The organism is Myxococcus sp. AS-1-15 (assembly GCF_020037055.1).
Taxonomy (GTDB): Bacteria; Myxococcota; Myxococcia; order Myxococcales; family Myxococcaceae; genus Myxococcus; species Myxococcus fulvus.
In genome coordinates this window covers 13,755-31,684 of sequence record NZ_JAIQDF010000022.1, presented here as the reverse complement: position 1 = coordinate 31,684, position 17,930 = coordinate 13,755, and the positions used below count along the sequence as shown (strand labels likewise).

Sequence of the window (17,930 nt, the reverse complement as noted above, 5' to 3'; positions counted from 1 at the left end):
CGAGCCCTGGTCAATGGCCTACACATTCGAGCAGTACCGACAAATCGAGGGCATCAACGAGGACACGCTGGCCGGGGAACTGGGGTGCACCCAGGAGACGCTCCACTGGATGTCCCTGTGCCGCCGCCCCGAAGGCGACAGCTTCAGCGAGCAGTGCACCGCCATCGCCAAGAAGTTCGGCGTGGACCGCCTCATGCTCATGCAGGTGATTCGCCACGTCGACGTCATCAATGTCTTCTCCAACGGCACACGAACCGGGTCGACGACCCCCATCCGGATGGCGGCCCAAGACCACCTCCCGGATGAAGAAACGGACACGTGATGGAAAGCTGGCTGCAAGAAGCGGTGGAAGCCTGTGCACTGAAGGACTGTCATGCGTCCGTCCATGACCTGCTCGACTGCTTCTGCGGCCAGTTCCACATCCGGCCCGTTGCCCTCCCCAGATTCACTCCGCAGACAGCCCAGGACTGGCTGTCTCGCCGGAGCCCGGGGCAGTGGTTCACGACACAAGATCATGACCTCCATGGCTTCATGGCCTGGTGGCGCGGACACGGCATCCTCTTCTTTGACAATCAGCGAAAGGATGCGGAGCAGCGCTTCACCATCGTCCACGAGGTCGCGCACTTCGTCCTGGAGGAGTGGCTCCCCCGCAGACGAGCACTGAGCATCTTCGGCCCTGAGATACTCCCGGTCCTCGATGGCGAGCGGGCCCCCTCTCCCGAGGAGGCCCTGACCCTGTTCTTCGAACAGGTCCCGCTGAATCTACGCACGGACCTCATGGCCCGTGATGGCTCGGGGGGCTACGCCAGCCGGGATGTCGTCGTGGCCGAGCACCGCGCGGACCGGGTCGCGCTCGAGCTGCTGGCGCCCGTGGAGCGCGTCCTGCCGCTCGTGAAACAGCTCTCTCGGGAGGATGCCATCAACAGCTTGCGGTTCCAGTTCCACCTGCCCGTGGAGAAAGCCACCGAATACGTCGATGGGCTTCGGCGGCGGCTGCGCGTGTCCCGTTTTTCCATCGCGGAGTTCCTGGGAGTGGAGGAGGGGTAATCCATGTCGAGTGACTTGCCGCCCGAGGCGGATGAACTGAAGGAAGAGCTGTTTGGCGATGCGGACTACCGTTCGGCGTTCGGCGAGGACCTCGCCTCGACGTTGGACCTCGACCGGTGGTCCACGGGGCTCGACCTCGACAAGATCATGGAGCGGTTCCGCCGGGAGATCGCCAGCGCCGTCCACAAGGAGGGCGAGCTGCGCGCCATCGTCCGCAGCGAGCTCTTCCCTCGGCTGGCCACGCGCCCCGATGCCTTCCCGGACGCCGGTGTCTACAAGGTCACTCCAGAAGACCTGACCCTGGTCCACGAGCGCCTGCTGTTTCGCAGCAAGGTCGACGCGGTGACCGGAACCCACGTCTCCCATGACAGCCTGCCCATCGGCATCTCCCAGATTGGCGTCGGCATCGTCAGCTACCAGGGCACCTCGGGCGCCTTCACCAAACGGCTGTTCCGCAAGGAGATGGCGTCCCAGAACACCAGCAACCCTCTCCAGGAGGCGATGGACTTCATCGACATGCGCCAGAACCGCTACCAGGGGAAGCAGGACACCCTGTCGCGCATGGCCCGCCGTGGCATCCAGGCCTATGCCGAGCGCGCCGCGCTCGTGGAGAAGGCCACCGCGGAGTGGCGCATGGGCTCCGGCAATCCGTGCGCCCACGAGCTGCTCTCCGGTTCGGGGTACATGTCACTCCTGGACCGCTCACTCACGGTGCTCGAGCGGCTCATCCACGAGCACAAGAAGTTCGTCTACGTCTCGGACTCCCTCACCGACCGGGGATTCCTCACGATGGGACTCGCGCTGGACGCTGGCGAGTATGCCCTCCTGGAGACGCTCAAGCGCGAGGGCACGCAGATCGTCCGCAACTGGGAGTACGGCGGACGGAGCAAGCACCGCGCCTGGAAGTTCGTGAGAGACTCGAGCCCCTGCGTCGTCAAGGGCATCTTCCGCGTGTCGGACCACTCGGCGCCGCGCTTGTTCTACGCGCACAAGGACCACGCCCACGAGGCCGCCTGGGTGGCCATGGCCGACAGCATCCTGCGCCCCGAGCGCGGGTTCCCGATGCTCCTCGATGTCGCGGCGGTGACCTGCCGCGGTGTCTTCGGGGTCGATGGTTTCCTGGGGCTCGTCGAGGACGCCTACACCCAGGCCGGAGCCAATCTGCAGTTCATGACCGAGCGCGGGATGCGCCGTTAAGGGGGGACCACGGATGTCCAATGATGGCAAGGAACCGAGGCCGCAGGGTGCAGGCAACATCAACGGGAAGTCTCCCTCCCTCCAGATAGTGAATGGCGCACGTGCCGTGCCTCCACGCAACGGCACGCCACCGCCTCATGGCGCCACGAGAACCCCACCGCCGAGCGCGCAGCGCGAGCCGGCTCCCAACGGCGCGGCCGGCCGCCCTCCGCCTCCGAATGGCTCGGCTCACCGGCCCAACCCTTCTCCTGTGTCCGTCGGACGTGCCCCGTCATCGGTGCAGGCATCGGACCGCGCCGAGCCTCCTGGGGCGCCGCCGCCCACGAAAGCGCCCTCCCCTGGCTCATCGCCCCCTGTTTCGACAACCACCTCGTCCGCCCTGAACGGCGCCTCCCGTGCCTCGGGCGGTCCTTCAACCCACTCGGGGGCGGAGGGCCCGTCCCGCACCTCGGGAGGCCCCTCGAACGCCTCTGGACCTCTGACCTCGAGCGCGGAGGGCGCCTCCCGCTCCATGGGAGCGCCGCCTGGCGCAGGCATCACGTCTCGCGCGTCAGGAGGCCCCTCACCTGTCGCGGGAACCTCCTCCGACGCAGGAAGCGCCTCTCGCACCCCGGGAGCCACCTCCCCTGCTTCGACGCGTGCCCCCACCGGAGCTCCGATCCCTCTCTTGTCGAGGGGCCCCTCGACGCCCCCCAACGGGTCGGAGAACGTCGTCCGCGAGACGCCCGCCTCGGCCCGTGCCGCGCTCGAGGAGCTGAAGAACGATTCCTCGGCGACACGAGTCGACCCGGAGCTCGAGTCCGCCGCGGGCTTCACCCACTTCGACACCGCGTCGAGCGAGGACAACCTGCTCACCGTGCTGCTCACTCGCGCGGACCTGCACCTGCTCGCGTCCCAGACGCTGGTGCGGGTGAAGTCCCGAGAGGATGGCCGCGCCTACCTGGGCGTCGTCGTCAAGGGCCCCTTCGCCGAACCCAACGCGGTCCCCGCCAACTCGACGATGGCCGTCGGTGTCGTGACGCACGGCAAGAAGCTCACGTACACGTTCGACTACCACGGCCGCGCCGAGGTGGAGCTGCTCGGCGAAGAAGTGGAAGGCACCCTCAAGCCACCCCGCTTCCGTCCCCGCCCCCAGAGCCCCGTGTTCGTGCTGACGGACGAGGAGAGCGAGCGCGTGCTCGGGGTCGGTGGAGACATGAGCCTGGGTGTCGTCGTCGGCTACGAGCAGATGGAGGCTCGAATCAGTCCTAGCGACAAGTCCGTCCTCCCCCGGCACACCGGCATCATCGGGACCACGGGCGGCGGCAAGTCCACCACCGTGGCCACGCTCGTCCACCGCGCTCAGTCCCAAGGCATCGCCACCATCGTGTTCGACGTGGAGGGTGAGTACACCCACGTGGACGAACCCACGGACCATGAGCCCATGCTCGAGGCCCTCAAGCGCCGGGGCCAGCAGGCCGAGGGCGTCCGCGACCTGCACATCCACCACCTCATCGGGCGCACCAGCCGCAACCCCCGACACCGCAACCTCCACCGCTTCTCCCTCAACTTCTCCAGCCTCTCGCCCTACGCCATCGCGGAGATTCTCGGCCTGTCGGATGCCCAGCAGGAGCGCTTCCTCAAGGCCTACGACGTCACCAAGCAGTTGCTGGAGGACTTCGAGGTCTTCCCGCAGACGGACGAAGAGAGGCGCCAGGCGCTCGAAGTCGACGAGATGTCCACGGGCTATCCCAAGATGACCATCCAGCACCTGCTGGACGTCGTGAACGCGTACATCTACAGCCTGGGCGACGAGAATCGCGGCGAAACAAAGAGCCGTTCAAAGAGCAAGCGCAAGGAGGCCGCGACGGACACCACCGAGAGCGAGGACGAGGCCGAAGAGACGGCGACGCCCACCGGTCCCTTCCTCCAGAGCGAGTTCAAGGCTAACCGTGGCACGGTCATGAGACGCGTCATGGCCCAGAGCAGCCGCAACGCGGTGAGCTGGAAGACGCTCTACGGAAAGCTCCACCGCCTGCGCCGGCTCAACATCTTCGACATGGGCTCGGTGCCCGGCCCCGCCTACAACTCGATGCTCGCTCCGGGCCGCGTGTCCGTCATCGACCTGTCGGACACGGACTCGCCGCAGCTCAACAACCTGGTCATCGCGGATGTCCTCCGCGGCCTCCAAGAAGCCCAGGAGGTCCGCTACGAAAAGGCCAACGCCCAGGACCAGGCCGTCCCTCCCGTGCTCATCATCATCGAGGAGGCCCACGAGTTCCTCTCCGCCAGCCGCATCAGCCAGATGCCCGTCCTCTTCGAACAGGTGGCTCGCATCGCAAAGCGCGGCCGCAAGCGCTGGCTCGGACTCGTCTTCGTCACCCAGCTCCCCCAACACCTCCCCAACGAGGTGCTCGGCCTGCTCAACAACTTCATCATCCACAAGATGACCGACAGCACCGTCATCTCCCGCATGCAACGCACCGTGGGCAGCATCGATGAGAGTCTCTGGAACCGCGTGACGAGACTCGCGCCAGGACAGGCGCTGGTCTCCTTCAGCAACTTCGCACGCCCGCTCATGGTGGCCGTCGACCCCGCGCCCGTGAAACGCCTGCTCGTCGACTGACCCCCAGGGGCGGCATGGTATGACCCACCCCCATGCCGCCCTCGGAGACCGAGTCCTACCTCCTCGACTACCACCGTCGCCTCGCCGGTGTGACGGCGCGGTGGTTCTCCCGAACGCCTGTGACTCGAGGCGACCACCGCTTCGACTCGACCTACGCGCTGCTCGCCGCCGAAGTCCCCTCGGACTCGCGCGAACACACCGTGCTCGACCTCGCCTGCGGTGATGGCTACCTGCTGGAGCTGCTCGCCCACCGCGAGCCTCCCCGCCCCCGACTCCTCGGCCTCGACATGAGCGCCGACGAGCTCGCCCACGCCCAGGCCCGACTCCAGGGCGCCGCCACGCTCCACCAGGGGCTCGCGCAGTCGCTCCCCTTCGAGGACGACAGCCTCGACGTCGTGCTCAGCCACCTGGCCCTCATGCTGATGGACGACTGCGAACAGGTCCTCTCCGAGGTCCGGCGCACACTCAAGCCCGACGGCAAGCTGTCCTGCGTCGTCGGCGGAGGCTTCGCCCCCACGGGCTCGCTGGCCGTGTTCCGCGAGCTGATGAAGCCCGCAATCGAATCCCAGCCGCGCCCCCTGCTGAGCCTGGGCGACAAGCGCTTCCGCTCCACCGAGGGACTCCAGCAGCTCTTCGGCCTCGCCTTCCAACACGTCGACGTCTTCGACCTCCTCGTCCAGGACGGTGGCTCCCCGGAGCACGTCTGGGACTCGCTCGCCCAGACCTATGACGCGGACCAGCTCTCCCCCTCCACCCGCGAGGACGTCCGCAAGGCCTTCCTCTCCGCCGTGGAGCCCCTGCGGGATTCCGCTGGAAACATCTCCTGCCACTGGAGCATGAGGCAGGTGACCGCACACGCCCCGCGACGCTGAAGGCTGCGATTGAGGTGACGAATGCGTGACCTTGTCACCCACGCGACAAGGTCACCGACTCGTGATGCGGTGGGCGCACCGCGCCGTGCGACTCAATCTCCTTCGCCCTCCTGGCGATTGGAGACATGCCCATGCAGCGCAGGAACTTCCTTCGACTCACCGCGATGAGCAGTGGAATCCTGGTCCTGGGACCCGGCTTCTGGCGCGCGGCCTATGCCGCCCCCGCCCGTCCGGGCCCCGGCCCCTATGGCGCCATCTCGGGCTCACCGGACGCCCACGGCCTGAGGCTGCCCGCGGGCTTCACCTCGCGCATCATCGCCCGGACCGGACAGAACGTCCCCGGGACGAACTACACCTGGCACCTCGCCCCCGACGGCGGCGCGTGCTTCGACACCGGTGACGGAGGCTGGGTCTACGTCTCCAACAGCGAGATTCCCCTCCTGGGCGGTGTGTCCTCCATCCGCTTCGACGGCGGCGGCAACGTGGTGGACGCCTACCGCATCCTCTCCAACACGAGCATCAACTGCGCCGGAGGTCCCACCCCGTGGGGCACCTGGCTGTCGTGCGAGGAATGGGACCTGGGCCATGTCTGGGAATGCGACCCGCGCTCCCCCTCCCAGGGCCAGCGCCGCTCGGCCCTCGGCGCCTTCACCCACGAGGCCGTGGCCGTGGACCCGGTGGGACAGCGCCTCTACCTCACCGAGGACCGCCCCGAGGGCCGCTTCTACCGCTTCACGCCCTCACAGTGGCCCTCGCTCGGCGCTGGGAGACTGGAGGCCGCGAAGCTCAACGGCAACGCCCTGGACGGCACCGCGAGCTTCAGCTGGGTGAAGGTCTCCGCGTCGCGCTCCGCCTCGCTCCAGCTCGAGCGCTTCCTCACCACCGCTTTCAATGGCGGAGAGGGCTGCTGGTACGACAGCGGCACCGTCTACTTCACCACCAAGGGCGACAACCGCGTGTGGGCCCACACCCCCGCCACCGGCCAGGTCGAAATCATCTACGACGACGACCTCTACCCGGACTCGCCGCTCCGAGGCGTGGACAACATCACCATGTCCCGCTCGGGTGACCTCTTCGTCGCCGAGGACGGCGGTGATTTGCAACTGTGCCTCATCACCCCGGGCCCCGAGCGCACCGTGGCCCCCTTCCTCCAACTCGACGGACACTCGGGCTCCGAGCTCACAGGCCCCGCCTTCAGCCCCGATGGTCGGCGGCTGTACTTCAGCTCGCAGCGCGGGACGGACGGCACCACCGGCGTCACCTTCGAGGTGAGCGGGCCGTTCCGCTGAACGGACACGACTCCCCGCGCGGTGGCCGACATCGCGCGGGGAGTCCTCACGCCTCAGGGCGAGTAGTAGAACGCGTTGCCCCAGATGAAGGCGGACTTCCCGGACGGCGGCGTGCCCAGGTAGCAGTTGGCGCCGTCGAACCAGCCGTACTCACACACGTTGTTCGGGCCGCGCGTGACGTAATAGTTGTTGGCGTGGATGAACGGCGAGCCGTCCTGCGCGGGGACGGCGGCCACGTAGCAGTTGGCGCTATCGAAGCCCGCCTTGATGGTGTTGCCCAGCCAGCTCACGTCACCCGGGCAGGCGTCACCGGGAACACCCACGATGAAGCTCGAGCTGCACACCGTCTGACCCGCCGTGTTGGCGACGTTCATCGTCACCGTCGAGTAACGACCCGGCAGGGCGCCGGCCGCCATGATGAAGCTCAGGTAGAGCGTCGTCGAAGAGCCGATGAAGCCCTTCTGCCCGTTGCTCCAGCTCACGCCCGGCGCCGCGCTGAAGGCCAGGTTGATGAGCCCCGCGCTTCCCGAGAACGACGCCGTGATGATGTACGTCCCGTAGGCCAGCCCCGAGACGTTGATGGTGTCCGCGTACGACGTCCCCGGCGTGACCGTGGTGTTGGTGGGCCAGCTCGTACACTGGGCCTCGGCGCGCACCGGCGCCCCCAGGACGAGCGCCACGGCGGCGACAGCCACCAACGAGCCAAGACGAGACAGACCCATGCGTCCACCAGACGATGAAGCAGCGTGCATACGACCTCCAGGTGTGATGCACGCACTCTGCTGTGATTGATGGCTCAAAAACAAGACACAACATCAACATTTTACGATACGCCACTCCGAGCTGTGGCGCTCGATGCTACACTCCTGACAGCGACGCCCCGGATACATGGTGACACATTGAAACTGTAGCGCCCCACGCCACAGCCAGGTCACCTCTGTCAGTCTTCAGCTGTAACCCCATTCGCCACAACCGAGACACCACCACCCGGCCCTGTCTCCAGCCGACGCACCTGACGGTCTCGCGCCCGACGGGCAGGCATTGCGCGTCCACGGTTCGAAGACGCGGGCACGCCGCATCACCGTCCACCGACCGCCGTCCCGGCGCCATGGATGAGCACGTGACTCGGCGCCGGAATCGTCCTCCACGTCACACGGGCGACGTCCGTTCCAGCAGGTCCTCTCGCTCCGGGTGTGTCCTGGGTGCGGCGGACCGTCGCCCCGAGCCGTCGACCAGGCGTCGCCCCTCCCAGAAAGGGCGCGGCGCGGGCGGGAAACTGGCGTATGGAGCGCTCCATGGCGCGGAACATCGATGGAACCGAGATCAGCCGGGTGATGCGGGCGGAGATGGCCCAGCAGGTCGCCGAGCTCCAGGCCCAGGGAATCACTCCGGGGCTCTCCGTGGTGTTGGTGGGCAACAACCCCGCCAGCCAGGCCTACGTGGCGAGCAAGACGCGCGCGTGCGAGGCGCTCGGCATGCGCGGGCAGACGCTCAACCTGCCCGAGGACGTCTCCCGGGAGGAGCTCTTCGCCGTCATCGACCGGCTCAACCAGGACCCCGCCGTCCACGGCATCCTCGTCCAGCTCCCCCTCCCTGCGCACCTTCCCTACAAGGCCGTCCTGGAGCACATCGACCCGGACAAGGACGTGGACGGCTTCCACCCGCGCAACGCGGGCCTGGCCTTCGTGGGAGACCCCCGCGCCTTCATCCCGTGCACCCCCGCGGGCATCCTCGAGATGCTGCGCCGGGAGAACGTCCCCACCCGGGGCAAGCACGTGGTCATCGTGGGCAGGAGCCTCATCGTCAGCAAGCCGCTGGCCTCGCTGCTCATGGCCCCCGGCCCCGACGCCACCGTCACCATCACCCACCGGCACACCCCGGACCTGGCCTCCTTCACCCGCCAGGCGGACATCCTCATCGTCGCGGTGGGCAAGCAGAACCTCATCACCCGCGACATGGTGAAGCCCGGCGTCGTGGTCATCGACGTGGGACAGAACCGCGTCGAGGACCCCGGCTCCGCGCGCGGCTTCCGCATGGTGGGCGACGTGGACTTCGACGGCGTCAGCCAGGTCGCCGAGGCCATCACCCCCGTCCCCGGCGGCGTGGGCCCCATGACCATCACCATGCTCCTGGCCAACACGCTCCAGGCCGCGCGCCAGTCCGCGCAGGCCCGCCGCACGTAGCCACACCGGGGAGTCCGGCGCGCCCCATCCCGGGGTGCGCGCCTGGGCGCGACGCAGTGTGAATACATCGACGCGGCTTGCGTCGAGTACCGCACGTTTGCCGGCCAGGCGGCCGGTCAGCGCCATTCCCGGACTCCCCACCATGACGAAGCATGTCCTCGCCCTCGCCGGGCTGTGCCTCTGGCTGTTCACGCCAGGCACCGCCCATGCCGCGCCCCGCCCGTTCGACTTCTCGCCGCGCCACCAGTCCAGGGCCCTGCGGCTGATGTCTTCGCCTTCCGCGAGGGGTGTCATGGCGGAGGGCAACCGCCTGCGGGCCCTGCAGACCGACACGTACGAGGACGACGAGTTCATCCCCACGCATGTCTGGCTCGTCCCGCTGATTCTCACGGGCGGAGGGCTCGTCGCTGGAATCGCGGTCTGCGCGTCCGGCGCGGTGGGCGACGGGGACTGCGGCAAGGCCATCCTGGGTGGAATCGTGGTCGGCGCGACGCTTGGACTGGGCTACCTGGAGCTGCTCGCGGACCTGGATGAGTACGAGGACGACGAGGGCTACGGCGGATGCGTCGACAAGGCGTCCTGCCGGCAGGCCCAGCGCGGCGGTCCCCGCCCCACCCGGAAGGCGCAGCTCGCGTCCTCGCGCGGCCCGCAGCTCCGGCTCCCGCTGGGACTCATGCCCACGGTGGGTCGGGTCAACGACGCCGCGGTGCTCGGCCTCGGTCGCAGCTTCTGACGCCCACGGCACTCCGGGCCCCACCGACGACGGGTGCGGCCGGAGTGCCCCTCGCTTCCGAGCGCCCTGGGTCAGTACATGAAGTTCAGCGCCGCGATGTCCGTCGAGGTGAACTCCCCGTTCGTGCTCAGGGGCACGCAGGTGTTCATGATGGAGCCGCCCGGCGTCGCGCTGGAGGGTGTCCCGGGGATGAGGATGGCGCCTCCCGGGTTCGCGCCCTCGCGCACGGGCGTGCCGCCGCAGCTGATGGCGGTGTTGAAGAAGTCCGTGTGGCGAAAGCCAATCGTGTGGCCAAGCTCATGCGTGAGGACGTGCTCGATGACATCCAGCGGGTACGTGGACAGGCCCGTGCCGATCCAGATGGTCGGATAAGGCAACCCGCCGGAGGGATAGCCGCTCGCCCCGCTCGGACCACTGGGGAGCGTGGAGTTGACGACCACGTTGATGGTGGCGTGGCTGCCGGGCGGACACGCCGAGGGGTCGGCGAGGCACGGATTGGCGGTGTAGAACGTGAGGCGAAGCCCCAGCGCGTTGTAGTTGGCGACGGCCTCCGCCAGGCCCGCGGCAATCGTCGACGCAACGGGTGAAGGGAGCTGGACCGTGACCTTCCTCACCGCGCTGGAGACCAAGTTCGTCGTCCGGTAGTGCTCCGCCGTCGAGCCTCCCGTGTCGAGCATCTCCCGCGAGGCCTGGAGGCTCACGACCGCGTCGCCCCCCACCTGGACGACACCGTCAACCACCTGGATGTCTTCCGTCCGGAACCCCGCCTCCACCAGGTTCTCCACGGTCTCCCGCGTCTCGTCCGTGAGCACCGGCCCGACACCTCCACAGCCAGACATCCACGCGCAGCAAAGCCATGCAACAGCGGTCGCCTTCTTCGCCATCGACTTCTCCCGGCCAGCATTCGAGGTGGGCGTGCCATTTACAGAGGCACGGCATCAATCCAAGCCGACGGGCCACGGGAAGTCCACCAGCGGATGGACTCAATCGCAGACGCGCAGGTCGGGCCTTGCCCCAGGCAACGCCATGTCACCATGCGTCCGCGGCAAACGCCCATGGCGGGCAGAGGAGACACCTGTATGAACTGGCTCGATTTCCGTCGTCTCACGCGCGCGGGCTCCTGGAGACTCGGCGCCCTTCTCACGGTGGCGGGGCTCGCGACGGGCTCGCTGCTCTTGTCCCCGGCCGAGGCCTCGGCCGATGACACCAATCCCTGTCCCTTCTCGGACGTGCTCTGCCTGTTCGATGGAGAGGACTACACCGGCGCGGTGTGGAACGTCCGGGCCTGGCCTCCGGGCACGTCCACCTGCGTGGGCCTGCCCGAGCACGGCTGGGAGGGCCGCGCCGAGTCCGCCATCAACCGGGGCACCCAGAACGCGTACCTGTTCCCCAACGAGGACTGCTCGGGCTATCCGGTGACGCTCCTGCCAGGCGAGTGGCTGAGCCCGCTCGAGTTCGCGCCCAAGAGCGTCTTCGTCTTCTGACACGCGGGCTGTGCGCCAGGAACCGAGTCGCCCTGGCGCACCACCTCACGGGGCTGCTTCGCGGCCCCGGACGACAGCGCTACTCCTGGGAGCCGCCCTGCTCGGAGCGCACCCAGGACGCATCGACCTCCTCGGAGGACTCGGAGGACATCAGCGCCTCCTCCTCGCCGCCCTCGGCCGCCAGATAGGGCGTGCACGTCGTCCCGGAGTGGTACTCGGTCGCCCACCTCCCGCAGTTGATGATGCGCGTGGTCCAGGGAACGGCGCACGTGGTGTCACACGCCTCGAACTCCTCGCAGATGACATCACAGTCCGGCGGCAGCGCCAGCGCGGACAGGGGGGACAGCACGCACGCCGCGAAACCCGCGAGCAACGTCTTCGAGATGCGCTTCATTGGAATCTCCAGACTGAAACGTCGAGTTGAACCCATCACCAACCGTCCCAGGAGGACGGGACTCACTGCTCGGCGGCGTCCTGCTCGGAGCACTCCCAGGACGCATCCACCGCGTCGGCCTCCTCGGACGAGAACAGCTGCGCCTCCTCGGGGGCCTCCGCCGTCAGGCCCGGCGCGCACGCCGCGCCCGGGTCGTAGTCCGCCACCCAGACGCCGCACGTCACCACCTGCATGCTCCACGGAATGGCGCAGACGATCCGACACGGCGTGCTGGACACGCAGCGGACATCACAGTCCTGCGGCAGCGCCAACGCCGACAGGGGGGCCAGCGCCAACGCCGCGAACAACACCTTCGAGATGCGCTTCATCGGATTCTCCAGGATGAGATGTCGGACCCAGCAAGCCGTGTCACGTCACACGGCGGCGGGACTATCCACCCCAGGCCAGGAAACATCAAAGACAGTCGCGCCGGGTCGGACACCACTCCCCAGGCTTGATACAGGTCAACGACAGACGCGGCCCCGGAGGTCCCGTCCCGCCACAAGACTTCACCCACGCGGCAGCTCCCCCACCCCACCCACCCAGAACAGCCACTCCGGGATGACGCAACACGTCGTCACTCTTTCGGAATCCGGCCGCGCAGACACTGTTGACACTCCGCCAACAAGCCTCCAATATCCCTTTCATCGAAGTGATGAGGCCCCCACCATGAGCTACCAACACATCCGGACCTCGGTCTCGGACCGGGTTGCCACTCTCGAGCTGAACCGTCCCGAGGCACGAAACGGCTTCACCATCACCATGGCGGACGAGCTGGCGGACGCGCTGACCCAGGCGGACGCCAACGAGGACGTGCGCGTGGTCATCCTCACGGGGGCCGGCAAGGACTTCTGTGTGGGCGCGGACCTGAGCGGCCTGTCCTTCGAGGTCGCCAACGGAGGCCTGCCCGAGCCGGGGTGGGTGGAGCCCGCGACGCGGGTGACCCGCCGCCTGTTCTCCCTGCGCAAGCCCGTCATCGCCGCCGTGCGGGGCGCCGCGGTGGGCGTGGGCTCGACGATGCTCCTGCCCGCGGACTTCCGGCTGGCGGCCAAGGACAGCCGCTTCGGCTTCGTCTTCAGCCGCCGGGGCATCTACCCGGAGGGCGGCTCCAGCTGGTTCCTGCCCCGACTGGTCGGCATGGGCCGCGCGCTCGACTGGATGGTGAGCGGCCGGCTCATCCCCGCGGACGAGGCGCTCGGCGCGGGGCTGGTGCGCTCGCTCCATGAATCCGACGAGGTCCTCGGCGCCGCGCAGGCGCTGGCGCGCGAGCTGGTGGAGTGCACCGCGCCCGTGTCCGTGGCCGTCATCCGTCAGTCCCTCTACCGAATGAGCGCCCTGCCCAGCCCGGAGCAGGCCTTCTCCCTGGACAGCCAGCTCATCGCGAGCCTGGGACAGAACCCCGACGCCGTGGAGGGCGTGATGGCGTTCCTGCAGAAGCGGCCCCCCGCCTTCACGCGCACCGTGGAGCAGGACCAGCCGGCCTTCCTGCCGTGGCGGGAGCACAAGTCATGAGCCCCTCCCCCGCCCCCCGCTGGAAGCGCCTGGAGCCGGACGAGCGCCGCGAGCAGATCCTCGAGGTCGCGACGCGTCTGTTCGGTGAGCGTCCCTACGCGGACGTCTCCACCACGGACATCGCCAAGGAAGCGGGTGTCGCCCGCGGCCTGCTCAACCACTACTTCGGGCAGAAGCGCGACCTGTACCTCAAGGTCGTCAAGCGCATGCTCCTGATGCCCGGCCTGGAGGAGAAGGTCAGCAACACGGGCACGCTGCGCGAGCGCGTGGAGCGCAGCGTCCGGTGGTACCTGGACACGGTGGCCACCCACGGCAAGACGTACGTGGCCGTCACCGCGGTGGGCGGCATCGGCGCGGACCCGGAGGTCGAGCGCATCATCTCCGCCGCGGACGACGTGGCGGCGGCGAAGACGCTCGAGTTCCTGGGGCTCAAGGTGGAGGTGGGCAGCGACGCGCGCCACCGCGCGATGATGCGCTCCTACTCCGGCATGGTGAAGGCCACCATCCGCGAGTGGATTCGCGGCGGGACGCTCACGCGCGAGGAGGCGCACCTGCTCTTGAGCGAATCGCTCATCACGCTCGTTCGCGACGTCATCCCCCAACTGAAGAACATGCCGCCCCGCGCGGAGCCGGAAGCCACGCCCGCTCCGTCCGAGGGTCCGAGCGACAAGGAGCCCTGATGAGCCAGAAGCCTCTGTCGGGACGCACGTTGTTGATGTCCGGAGGAAGCCGCGGAATCGGCCTCGCCATTGGCGTCGCCGCGGGGAGGCTGGGCGCCAACGTGGTGCTCCTGGCCAAGACGGACACGCCCGACCCCAGGCTCCCGGGCACCGTCCACACGGCGGCCGCGGACATCGAGGCCGCCGGAGGCCAGGCGCTCGCGGTGGTGGGCGACGTGCGCGAGGAGGCGGACGTCCAGCGCGCGGTGGACCAGGCCGTCAAGCGCTTCGGCGGCATCGACTTCTGCGTGAACAACGCCAGCGCGCTGGCGCCGCTGAAGACAGACGAGCTGCCCCTCAAGCGGTTCGACCTGATGCAGCAGATCCAGGTGCGCGGCACCTTCCTGCTCACGCGCGCCGCGCTGCCGCACCTCAAGCGCTCTGCGCACGCGCACATCCTGTCGCTGTCGCCGCCCGTCAACCTGGCGCCGCACTGGCTGGGCAAGCACCCGGCGTACACGGTGGCGAAGTATGGGATGACGCTCCTGACGCTGGGCTGGGCCGCGGAGTTCGCCGAGGCGGGCATCGCCGCCAACGCGCTGTGGCCGCGCACGCTCATCGCCACCGCGGCGGTGAAGAACCTGCTCGGCGGGGATGACTCCATGCAGCGCGCGCGCACGCCCGACATCATGGCGGACGCGGCGGTGGCCATCCTCCAGCGCAAGCCGCGCGACTGCACCGGCCACACCTTCATCGACGAGGACGTGCTGCGCGCCGAGGGCGTCACCGACTTCAGCCGCTACGGGGGCGGCGACGACGTCATCCTCGACCTCTACGTCGACCCCTGAGGAGCACCCCACACGCCGCATCCGCAGTCGCCGCGAAACCAGACGCAGGAGGAGTCCATGGGTACGTCGCTCGCAGACCTGGAGGCGCAGTGCCAATCCCTGGCGAACAAGCTCACCCTGCCGCTCTTGCTCAAGCGCAACGCGGACGAGCTGGCGGACGAGCCGGCGCTCACCGCCGGTGACACCACGCTCACCTGGGCCCAGATTCGCGCCCGCACCGCGTCGCTGAGCCGGGGCCTGGGCGCGCTCGGGCTCCAGCGCGGCGAGCGGATGATGATCATGATGTCGAGCCGGCCCGAGCACTGGCTCATCGACTACGCCGCGGCCCACCTGGGCGCCATCCCCTGTACCGCCTATCAAACGCTGAGCACGGAGCAAGTAGGCTACGTCGCGCAGCACAGCGCGGCCACGGTGGTGGTGCTCGAGGGCGCCGAGGAGGTCGCCCGCTGGCGCCCCATCCTCAAGTCGCTCTTCTCCCTCAAGCGCATCGTCGTCATCGACCCAGCGGCCGTGCCCGCCGGAGACCCGCTCTATGTCTCCTTCGCGCAGCTGGAGGAGGACGGCGCCGCGCTGCACGCCCAGGCGCCGCAGGTCTTCGAGGACACCTGGAAGCCCATCCGTCCCGAGGACCCCATCGCGATGATGTACACCTCCGGCACCACCGGAGACCCCAAGGGTGTGGTGCTCAGCCACCGCAACGCCTTCTACGAGGCCATCTGCGTGGACGCGGTGGTGCCCACGCCCATGCGCGCGCCGTCCATCGCCTACCTGCCGCTGGCGCACATCGCCGAGCGCGAGCTGGGCCTGTACCGGATGCTCTTCAAGGCGCTGCACGTGCACGTCTGCTCGGACCCGGCGGGCGTGGTGCCGCTGATGGCCAAGGTGCGCCCCCCCGCCTTCTTCGGCGTGCCCCGCGTCTGGGAGAAGCTGGCCGCGGGCCTGCGCGCCAAGCTGGGCACGCTGGAGGCGCCCCGCCGCGACGCCATCATGGGCGCGCACGCGCTCGCGCTGGAGGCGTTCCGGCTGGAGGGCTCCGGCCAGAAGGTGTCCGAGGAGCTGGCCGCCAAGGTCGCCGTGGCGGAGGAGAAGGTGCTCAAGCCCCTGCGCTCCACGCTGGGCCTGGACGCGCTGCAGTGGGCGAGCAGCGGCTCGGCGCCCATCCCCGTGGAGGTGCTGGAGTACCTGGGCGGCTTCGGCATCCGCGTGCTCGAGGTGTGGGGCATGAGCGAGACGACGGGCTGCGCCACCATCAACCTGCCCACCGACTTCCGCGTGGGCTCGGTGGGCCGCCCCGTCCCCGGGCTCGAGCTGAAGCTGGCCTCCGACGGTGAAATCTTCGTGCGCGGCCCCGTGCTTTTCATGGGCTACCTGGCCGGGGACGGGCGCATCGTCAGCGCCACGGACGAGGACGGGTGGCTGGCCACCGGTGACATCGGCACCATCGACGCCGAGGGCTACCTCACCATCACCGACCGCAAGAAGGAGCTCATCATCACCTCGAGCGGGAAGAACATCGCCCCGTCCCGCATCGAGGGCTTGCTGCGCGCCCACCCGCTCGTGGGCCAGGCGCTCGCGATTGGTGATGGCTGGCCGTATGTCACCGCCCTCATCTGCCTGGACGCGGAGGTCGCGCCCGTGTGGGCCAAGGCCCGGGGCCTGCCGCCCATGTCCGTGGCGGAGCTGACGAAGGACCCCGCCATCCGCTCGGAGCTGGAGGCGCTGGTGGCCTCGGTCAACCAGCGACTGTCGCGCGCCGAGCAGGTGAAGCGCTTCGAGGTCGTCACCGAGACGTGGTCGCCGGCGACGGGCGAGCTCACCCCCACGCTCAAGCTCAAGCGCCGCGTCATCCTCCAGCAGTACGCCGAGCGCATCGCCACCTTCTACGAGAACGCCTGAGCCCCACCGCCATGCACGCCAGAACCCCCGAGCAAGCTTCGTTCGCCGCGTCCATCGATGCCTTCTGCCGCGCCAGGACGGGCACCCGCGCCCAGCGCGACGCCTTGACCCGGCACGGCGTGGAGGCGCACAACGTCGAGCTGTACGCGCAGATGGCCGAGCTGGGCTGGCTCGGCGTGGGCATCGACGCGGAGTACGGCGGCTCCGGCGGCGGCATGTCGGAGATCTGCCTGTTCGCGGAGCGCACCGCCTACGGGCTTGCGCCGGTGGGCGGCTACGTCACCACCGCCGTCGCGGCCGGGCCCTACGCGAGGTTCGGCACGCCCGCGCAGAAGCAGAAGGTCCTCACGGGAATCACGCAAGGGCGGGTGGAGGCCATCTCCATCTCGGAGCCCGGCGCGGGCTCGGACGCGGCGGCCATCACCTGCCGCGCCGAGCGCGCCTCGGGCGGCTTCGTCGTCAACGGCCAGAAGACGTGGTGCTCCAACGCGCACATCGCCGACCACCTGCTGCTGGTGGCGAGGACGCGCGGCGCGGGCCCAGGCTCGCGCCACGAGGGGCTCACCATGTTCTGCGTGCCCACGAGCACGCTGGGCGTGGAGATTCGCGGCATCCCCACGCTCAACGGCAAGGAGGTCAACGACGTCTACTTCACCGACTGCTTCCTGCCCGAGGACAGCGTGGTGGGCGCGGTGGACCAGGCGTGGCCGCAGCTGATGTCGGGGCTCAACAGCGAGCGGCTCATCCTGGCGGCGACGATGCTGGGCCGGGGGCGGCGCGCGTTCGACGACGCGGTGGCGTACGTGAAGGACCGCAAGCAGTTCGGCAAGTCGGTGGGCTCGTTCCAGGCCCTCAAGCACCGCATCGCGGACCTGGCGCTGGAGCTGGAGTGCAGCGAGCTGCTCCTGTACCGCGTAGCGCAGATGGCGGACGAGGCCCCGGAGAAGATGCTCCCGCGCGAGGCCTCCATGGCCAAGCTGAAGGCCACCGAGACGGCCAAGCGCGTGGCGCTGGAGGGCGTGCAGATGATGGGGGGTTACGGCTACGCCACCGAGTTCGATATGGAATCGCATCTGCGTGCCACGGTGATTTCCACCGTCTATGGTGGCACCAGCGAAATCCAGCGGGACATCATCGGCAAGACGTTCGGACTCTAGACAGCAGTCACGACA

General features: G+C 68.7%; 18 protein-coding genes. 14 read left to right on the top strand and 4 right to left on the bottom strand.

From position 1 onward, the window contains the following. Nucleotides 1-13: 13 nt before the first annotated feature. The 6 genes from K8625_RS39350 (at nt 14) to K8625_RS39325 (ending at nt 7,010) form a co-directional block, all read left to right on the top strand. Complete coding sequence (locus tag K8625_RS39350) at nt 14-322, top strand: hypothetical protein (RefSeq protein ID WP_141326356.1); 309 nt, start codon at nt 14-16, stop codon at nt 320-322. A gap of 209 nt (nt 323-531) precedes the next feature. Then, nucleotides 532-1,047, top strand: a complete 516-nt coding sequence (locus K8625_RS39345; protein WP_194869245.1) for a hypothetical protein — start codon at nt 532-534, stop codon at nt 1,045-1,047. 3 nt (nt 1,048-1,050) lie between these two features. Beyond that, nucleotides 1,051-2,244, top strand: a complete 1,194-nt coding sequence (locus K8625_RS39340; protein ID WP_141326360.1) for a hypothetical protein — start codon at nt 1,051-1,053, stop codon at nt 2,242-2,244. 667 nt (nt 2,245-2,911) lie between these two features. Next, nucleotides 2,912-4,849 carry an ATP-binding protein gene (locus tag K8625_RS39335; RefSeq protein ID WP_223785601.1) on the top strand — a complete coding sequence of 646 codons (1,938 nt, stop codon included), beginning with the start codon at nt 2,912-2,914 and terminating at the stop codon, nt 4,847-4,849. 32 nt (nt 4,850-4,881) lie between these two features. After that, entirely contained in the window at nt 4,882-5,721 is an 840-nt protein-coding gene (locus tag K8625_RS39330; protein WP_223785600.1) for a methyltransferase domain-containing protein, read from the top strand. Nucleotides 5,722-5,846: 125 nt separating this feature from the next. Beyond that, entirely contained in the window at nt 5,847-7,010 is a 1,164-nt protein-coding gene (locus tag K8625_RS39325; RefSeq protein WP_223785599.1) for an alkaline phosphatase PhoX, read from the top strand. A 53-nt stretch (nt 7,011-7,063) separates the two neighbouring features. Here the strand turns inward: K8625_RS39325 and K8625_RS39320 are convergent, their stop codons facing one another. Continuing rightward, the gene (locus K8625_RS39320) at nt 7,064-7,732 is read right to left on the bottom strand and encodes a hypothetical protein (protein ID WP_223785598.1); all 669 of its coding nucleotides are present in this window, start codon (nt 7,730-7,732) and stop codon (nt 7,064-7,066) included. Nucleotides 7,733-8,305: 573 nt separating this feature from the next. On the opposite strand from K8625_RS39320, the gene K8625_RS39315 reads away from it, so the two are divergent. Both K8625_RS39315 and K8625_RS39310 read left to right on the top strand, forming a co-directional pair. Next, nucleotides 8,306-9,193: a bifunctional 5,10-methylenetetrahydrofolate dehydrogenase/5,10-methenyltetrahydrofolate cyclohydrolase gene (locus K8625_RS39315; RefSeq protein ID WP_223785597.1), complete on the top strand. Its 888-nt coding sequence runs from the start codon at nt 8,306-8,308 to the stop codon at nt 9,191-9,193. Nucleotides 9,194-9,335: 142 nt separating this feature from the next. Next, nucleotides 9,336-9,926 carry a hypothetical protein gene (locus K8625_RS39310; RefSeq protein ID WP_223785596.1) on the top strand — a complete coding sequence of 197 codons (591 nt, stop codon included), beginning with the start codon at nt 9,336-9,338 and terminating at the stop codon, nt 9,924-9,926. Nucleotides 9,927-9,997: 71 nt separating this feature from the next. Here the strand turns inward: K8625_RS39310 and K8625_RS39305 are convergent, their stop codons facing one another. Then, nucleotides 9,998-10,738: a M57 family metalloprotease gene (locus K8625_RS39305; RefSeq protein WP_370642029.1), complete on the bottom strand. Its 741-nt coding sequence runs from the start codon at nt 10,736-10,738 to the stop codon at nt 9,998-10,000. Nucleotides 10,739-11,005: 267 nt separating this feature from the next. Between K8625_RS39305 and K8625_RS39300 the strand changes: the two genes are divergently transcribed. Continuing rightward, a complete protein-coding gene (locus K8625_RS39300; protein WP_223785594.1) occupies nt 11,006-11,410 on the top strand; it encodes a peptidase inhibitor family I36 protein in 405 nt (134 codons plus the stop codon). Between the two features lie 79 nt (nt 11,411-11,489). Here the strand turns inward: K8625_RS39300 and K8625_RS39295 are convergent, their stop codons facing one another. Both K8625_RS39295 and K8625_RS39290 read right to left on the bottom strand, forming a co-directional pair. Beyond that, nucleotides 11,490-11,804, bottom strand: coding sequence for a hypothetical protein (locus K8625_RS39295; protein ID WP_223785593.1), 315 nt, complete (start codon nt 11,802-11,804; stop codon nt 11,490-11,492). Nucleotides 11,805-11,866: 62 nt separating this feature from the next. Beyond that, the gene (locus tag K8625_RS39290) at nt 11,867-12,172 is read right to left on the bottom strand and encodes a hypothetical protein (RefSeq protein ID WP_223785592.1); all 306 of its coding nucleotides are present in this window, start codon (nt 12,170-12,172) and stop codon (nt 11,867-11,869) included. Between the two features lie 340 nt (nt 12,173-12,512). On the opposite strand from K8625_RS39290, the gene K8625_RS39285 reads away from it, so the two are divergent. From K8625_RS39285 to K8625_RS39265, 5 genes are read left to right on the top strand one after another with little or no spacing between them, the layout of a single operon-like run. Beyond that, nucleotides 12,513-13,355, top strand: a complete 843-nt coding sequence (locus K8625_RS39285; RefSeq protein ID WP_223785591.1) for an enoyl-CoA hydratase-related protein — start codon at nt 12,513-12,515, stop codon at nt 13,353-13,355. Further along, nucleotides 13,352-14,035 carry a TetR/AcrR family transcriptional regulator gene (locus K8625_RS39280; protein WP_223785590.1) on the top strand — a complete coding sequence of 228 codons (684 nt, stop codon included), beginning with the start codon at nt 13,352-13,354 and terminating at the stop codon, nt 14,033-14,035. Before K8625_RS39285 ends, K8625_RS39280 begins: the two co-directional genes overlap by 4 nt. Further along, the gene (locus K8625_RS39275) at nt 14,035-14,862 is read left to right on the top strand and encodes an NAD(P)-dependent oxidoreductase (RefSeq protein ID WP_223752165.1); all 828 of its coding nucleotides are present in this window, start codon (nt 14,035-14,037) and stop codon (nt 14,860-14,862) included. The genes K8625_RS39280 and K8625_RS39275 overlap by 1 nt, the downstream gene beginning before the upstream one ends. 57 nt (nt 14,863-14,919) lie before the next feature. After that, a complete protein-coding gene (locus tag K8625_RS39270) occupies nt 14,920-16,758 on the top strand; it encodes a long-chain fatty acid--CoA ligase (RefSeq protein WP_223785589.1) in 1,839 nt (612 codons plus the stop codon). 11 nt (nt 16,759-16,769) lie between these two features. Continuing rightward, the gene (locus K8625_RS39265) at nt 16,770-17,915 is read left to right on the top strand and encodes an acyl-CoA dehydrogenase family protein (protein WP_223785588.1); all 1,146 of its coding nucleotides are present in this window, start codon (nt 16,770-16,772) and stop codon (nt 17,913-17,915) included. Nucleotides 17,916-17,930 lie beyond the last annotated feature (15 nt).

What these genes read in the sequence shown, in the direction of transcription:
- K8625_RS39350 (WP_141326356.1), top strand. Translation starts at nt 14, where the DNA reads ATGGCCTACACATTCGAGCAGTACCGACAAATCGAGGGCATCAACGAG.
- K8625_RS39345 (WP_194869245.1), top strand. Translation starts at nt 532, where the DNA reads ATGGCCTGGTGGCGCGGACACGGCATCCTCTTCTTTGACAATCAGCGA.
- K8625_RS39340 (WP_141326360.1), top strand. Translation starts at nt 1,051, where the DNA reads ATGTCGAGTGACTTGCCGCCCGAGGCGGATGAACTGAAGGAAGAGCTG.
- K8625_RS39330 (WP_223785600.1), top strand. Translation starts at nt 4,882, where the DNA reads ATGCCGCCCTCGGAGACCGAGTCCTACCTCCTCGACTACCACCGTCGC.
- K8625_RS39325 (WP_223785599.1), top strand. Translation starts at nt 5,847, where the DNA reads ATGCCCATGCAGCGCAGGAACTTCCTTCGACTCACCGCGATGAGCAGT.
- K8625_RS39320 (WP_223785598.1), bottom strand. Translation starts at nt 7,732, where the DNA reads ATGGGTCTGTCTCGTCTTGGCTCGTTGGTGGCTGTCGCCGCCGTGGCG.
- K8625_RS39315 (WP_223785597.1), top strand. Translation starts at nt 8,306, where the DNA reads ATGGCGCGGAACATCGATGGAACCGAGATCAGCCGGGTGATGCGGGCG.
- K8625_RS39310 (WP_223785596.1), top strand. Translation starts at nt 9,336, where the DNA reads ATGACGAAGCATGTCCTCGCCCTCGCCGGGCTGTGCCTCTGGCTGTTC.
- K8625_RS39300 (WP_223785594.1), top strand. Translation starts at nt 11,006, where the DNA reads ATGAACTGGCTCGATTTCCGTCGTCTCACGCGCGCGGGCTCCTGGAGA.
- K8625_RS39295 (WP_223785593.1), bottom strand. Translation starts at nt 11,804, where the DNA reads ATGAAGCGCATCTCGAAGACGTTGCTCGCGGGTTTCGCGGCGTGCGTG.
- K8625_RS39290 (WP_223785592.1), bottom strand. Translation starts at nt 12,172, where the DNA reads ATGAAGCGCATCTCGAAGGTGTTGTTCGCGGCGTTGGCGCTGGCCCCC.
- K8625_RS39285 (WP_223785591.1), top strand. Translation starts at nt 12,513, where the DNA reads ATGAGCTACCAACACATCCGGACCTCGGTCTCGGACCGGGTTGCCACT.
- K8625_RS39280 (WP_223785590.1), top strand. Translation starts at nt 13,352, where the DNA reads ATGAGCCCCTCCCCCGCCCCCCGCTGGAAGCGCCTGGAGCCGGACGAG.
- K8625_RS39275 (WP_223752165.1), top strand. Translation starts at nt 14,035, where the DNA reads ATGAGCCAGAAGCCTCTGTCGGGACGCACGTTGTTGATGTCCGGAGGA.
- K8625_RS39270 (WP_223785589.1), top strand. Translation starts at nt 14,920, where the DNA reads ATGGGTACGTCGCTCGCAGACCTGGAGGCGCAGTGCCAATCCCTGGCG.
- K8625_RS39265 (WP_223785588.1), top strand. Translation starts at nt 16,770, where the DNA reads ATGCACGCCAGAACCCCCGAGCAAGCTTCGTTCGCCGCGTCCATCGAT.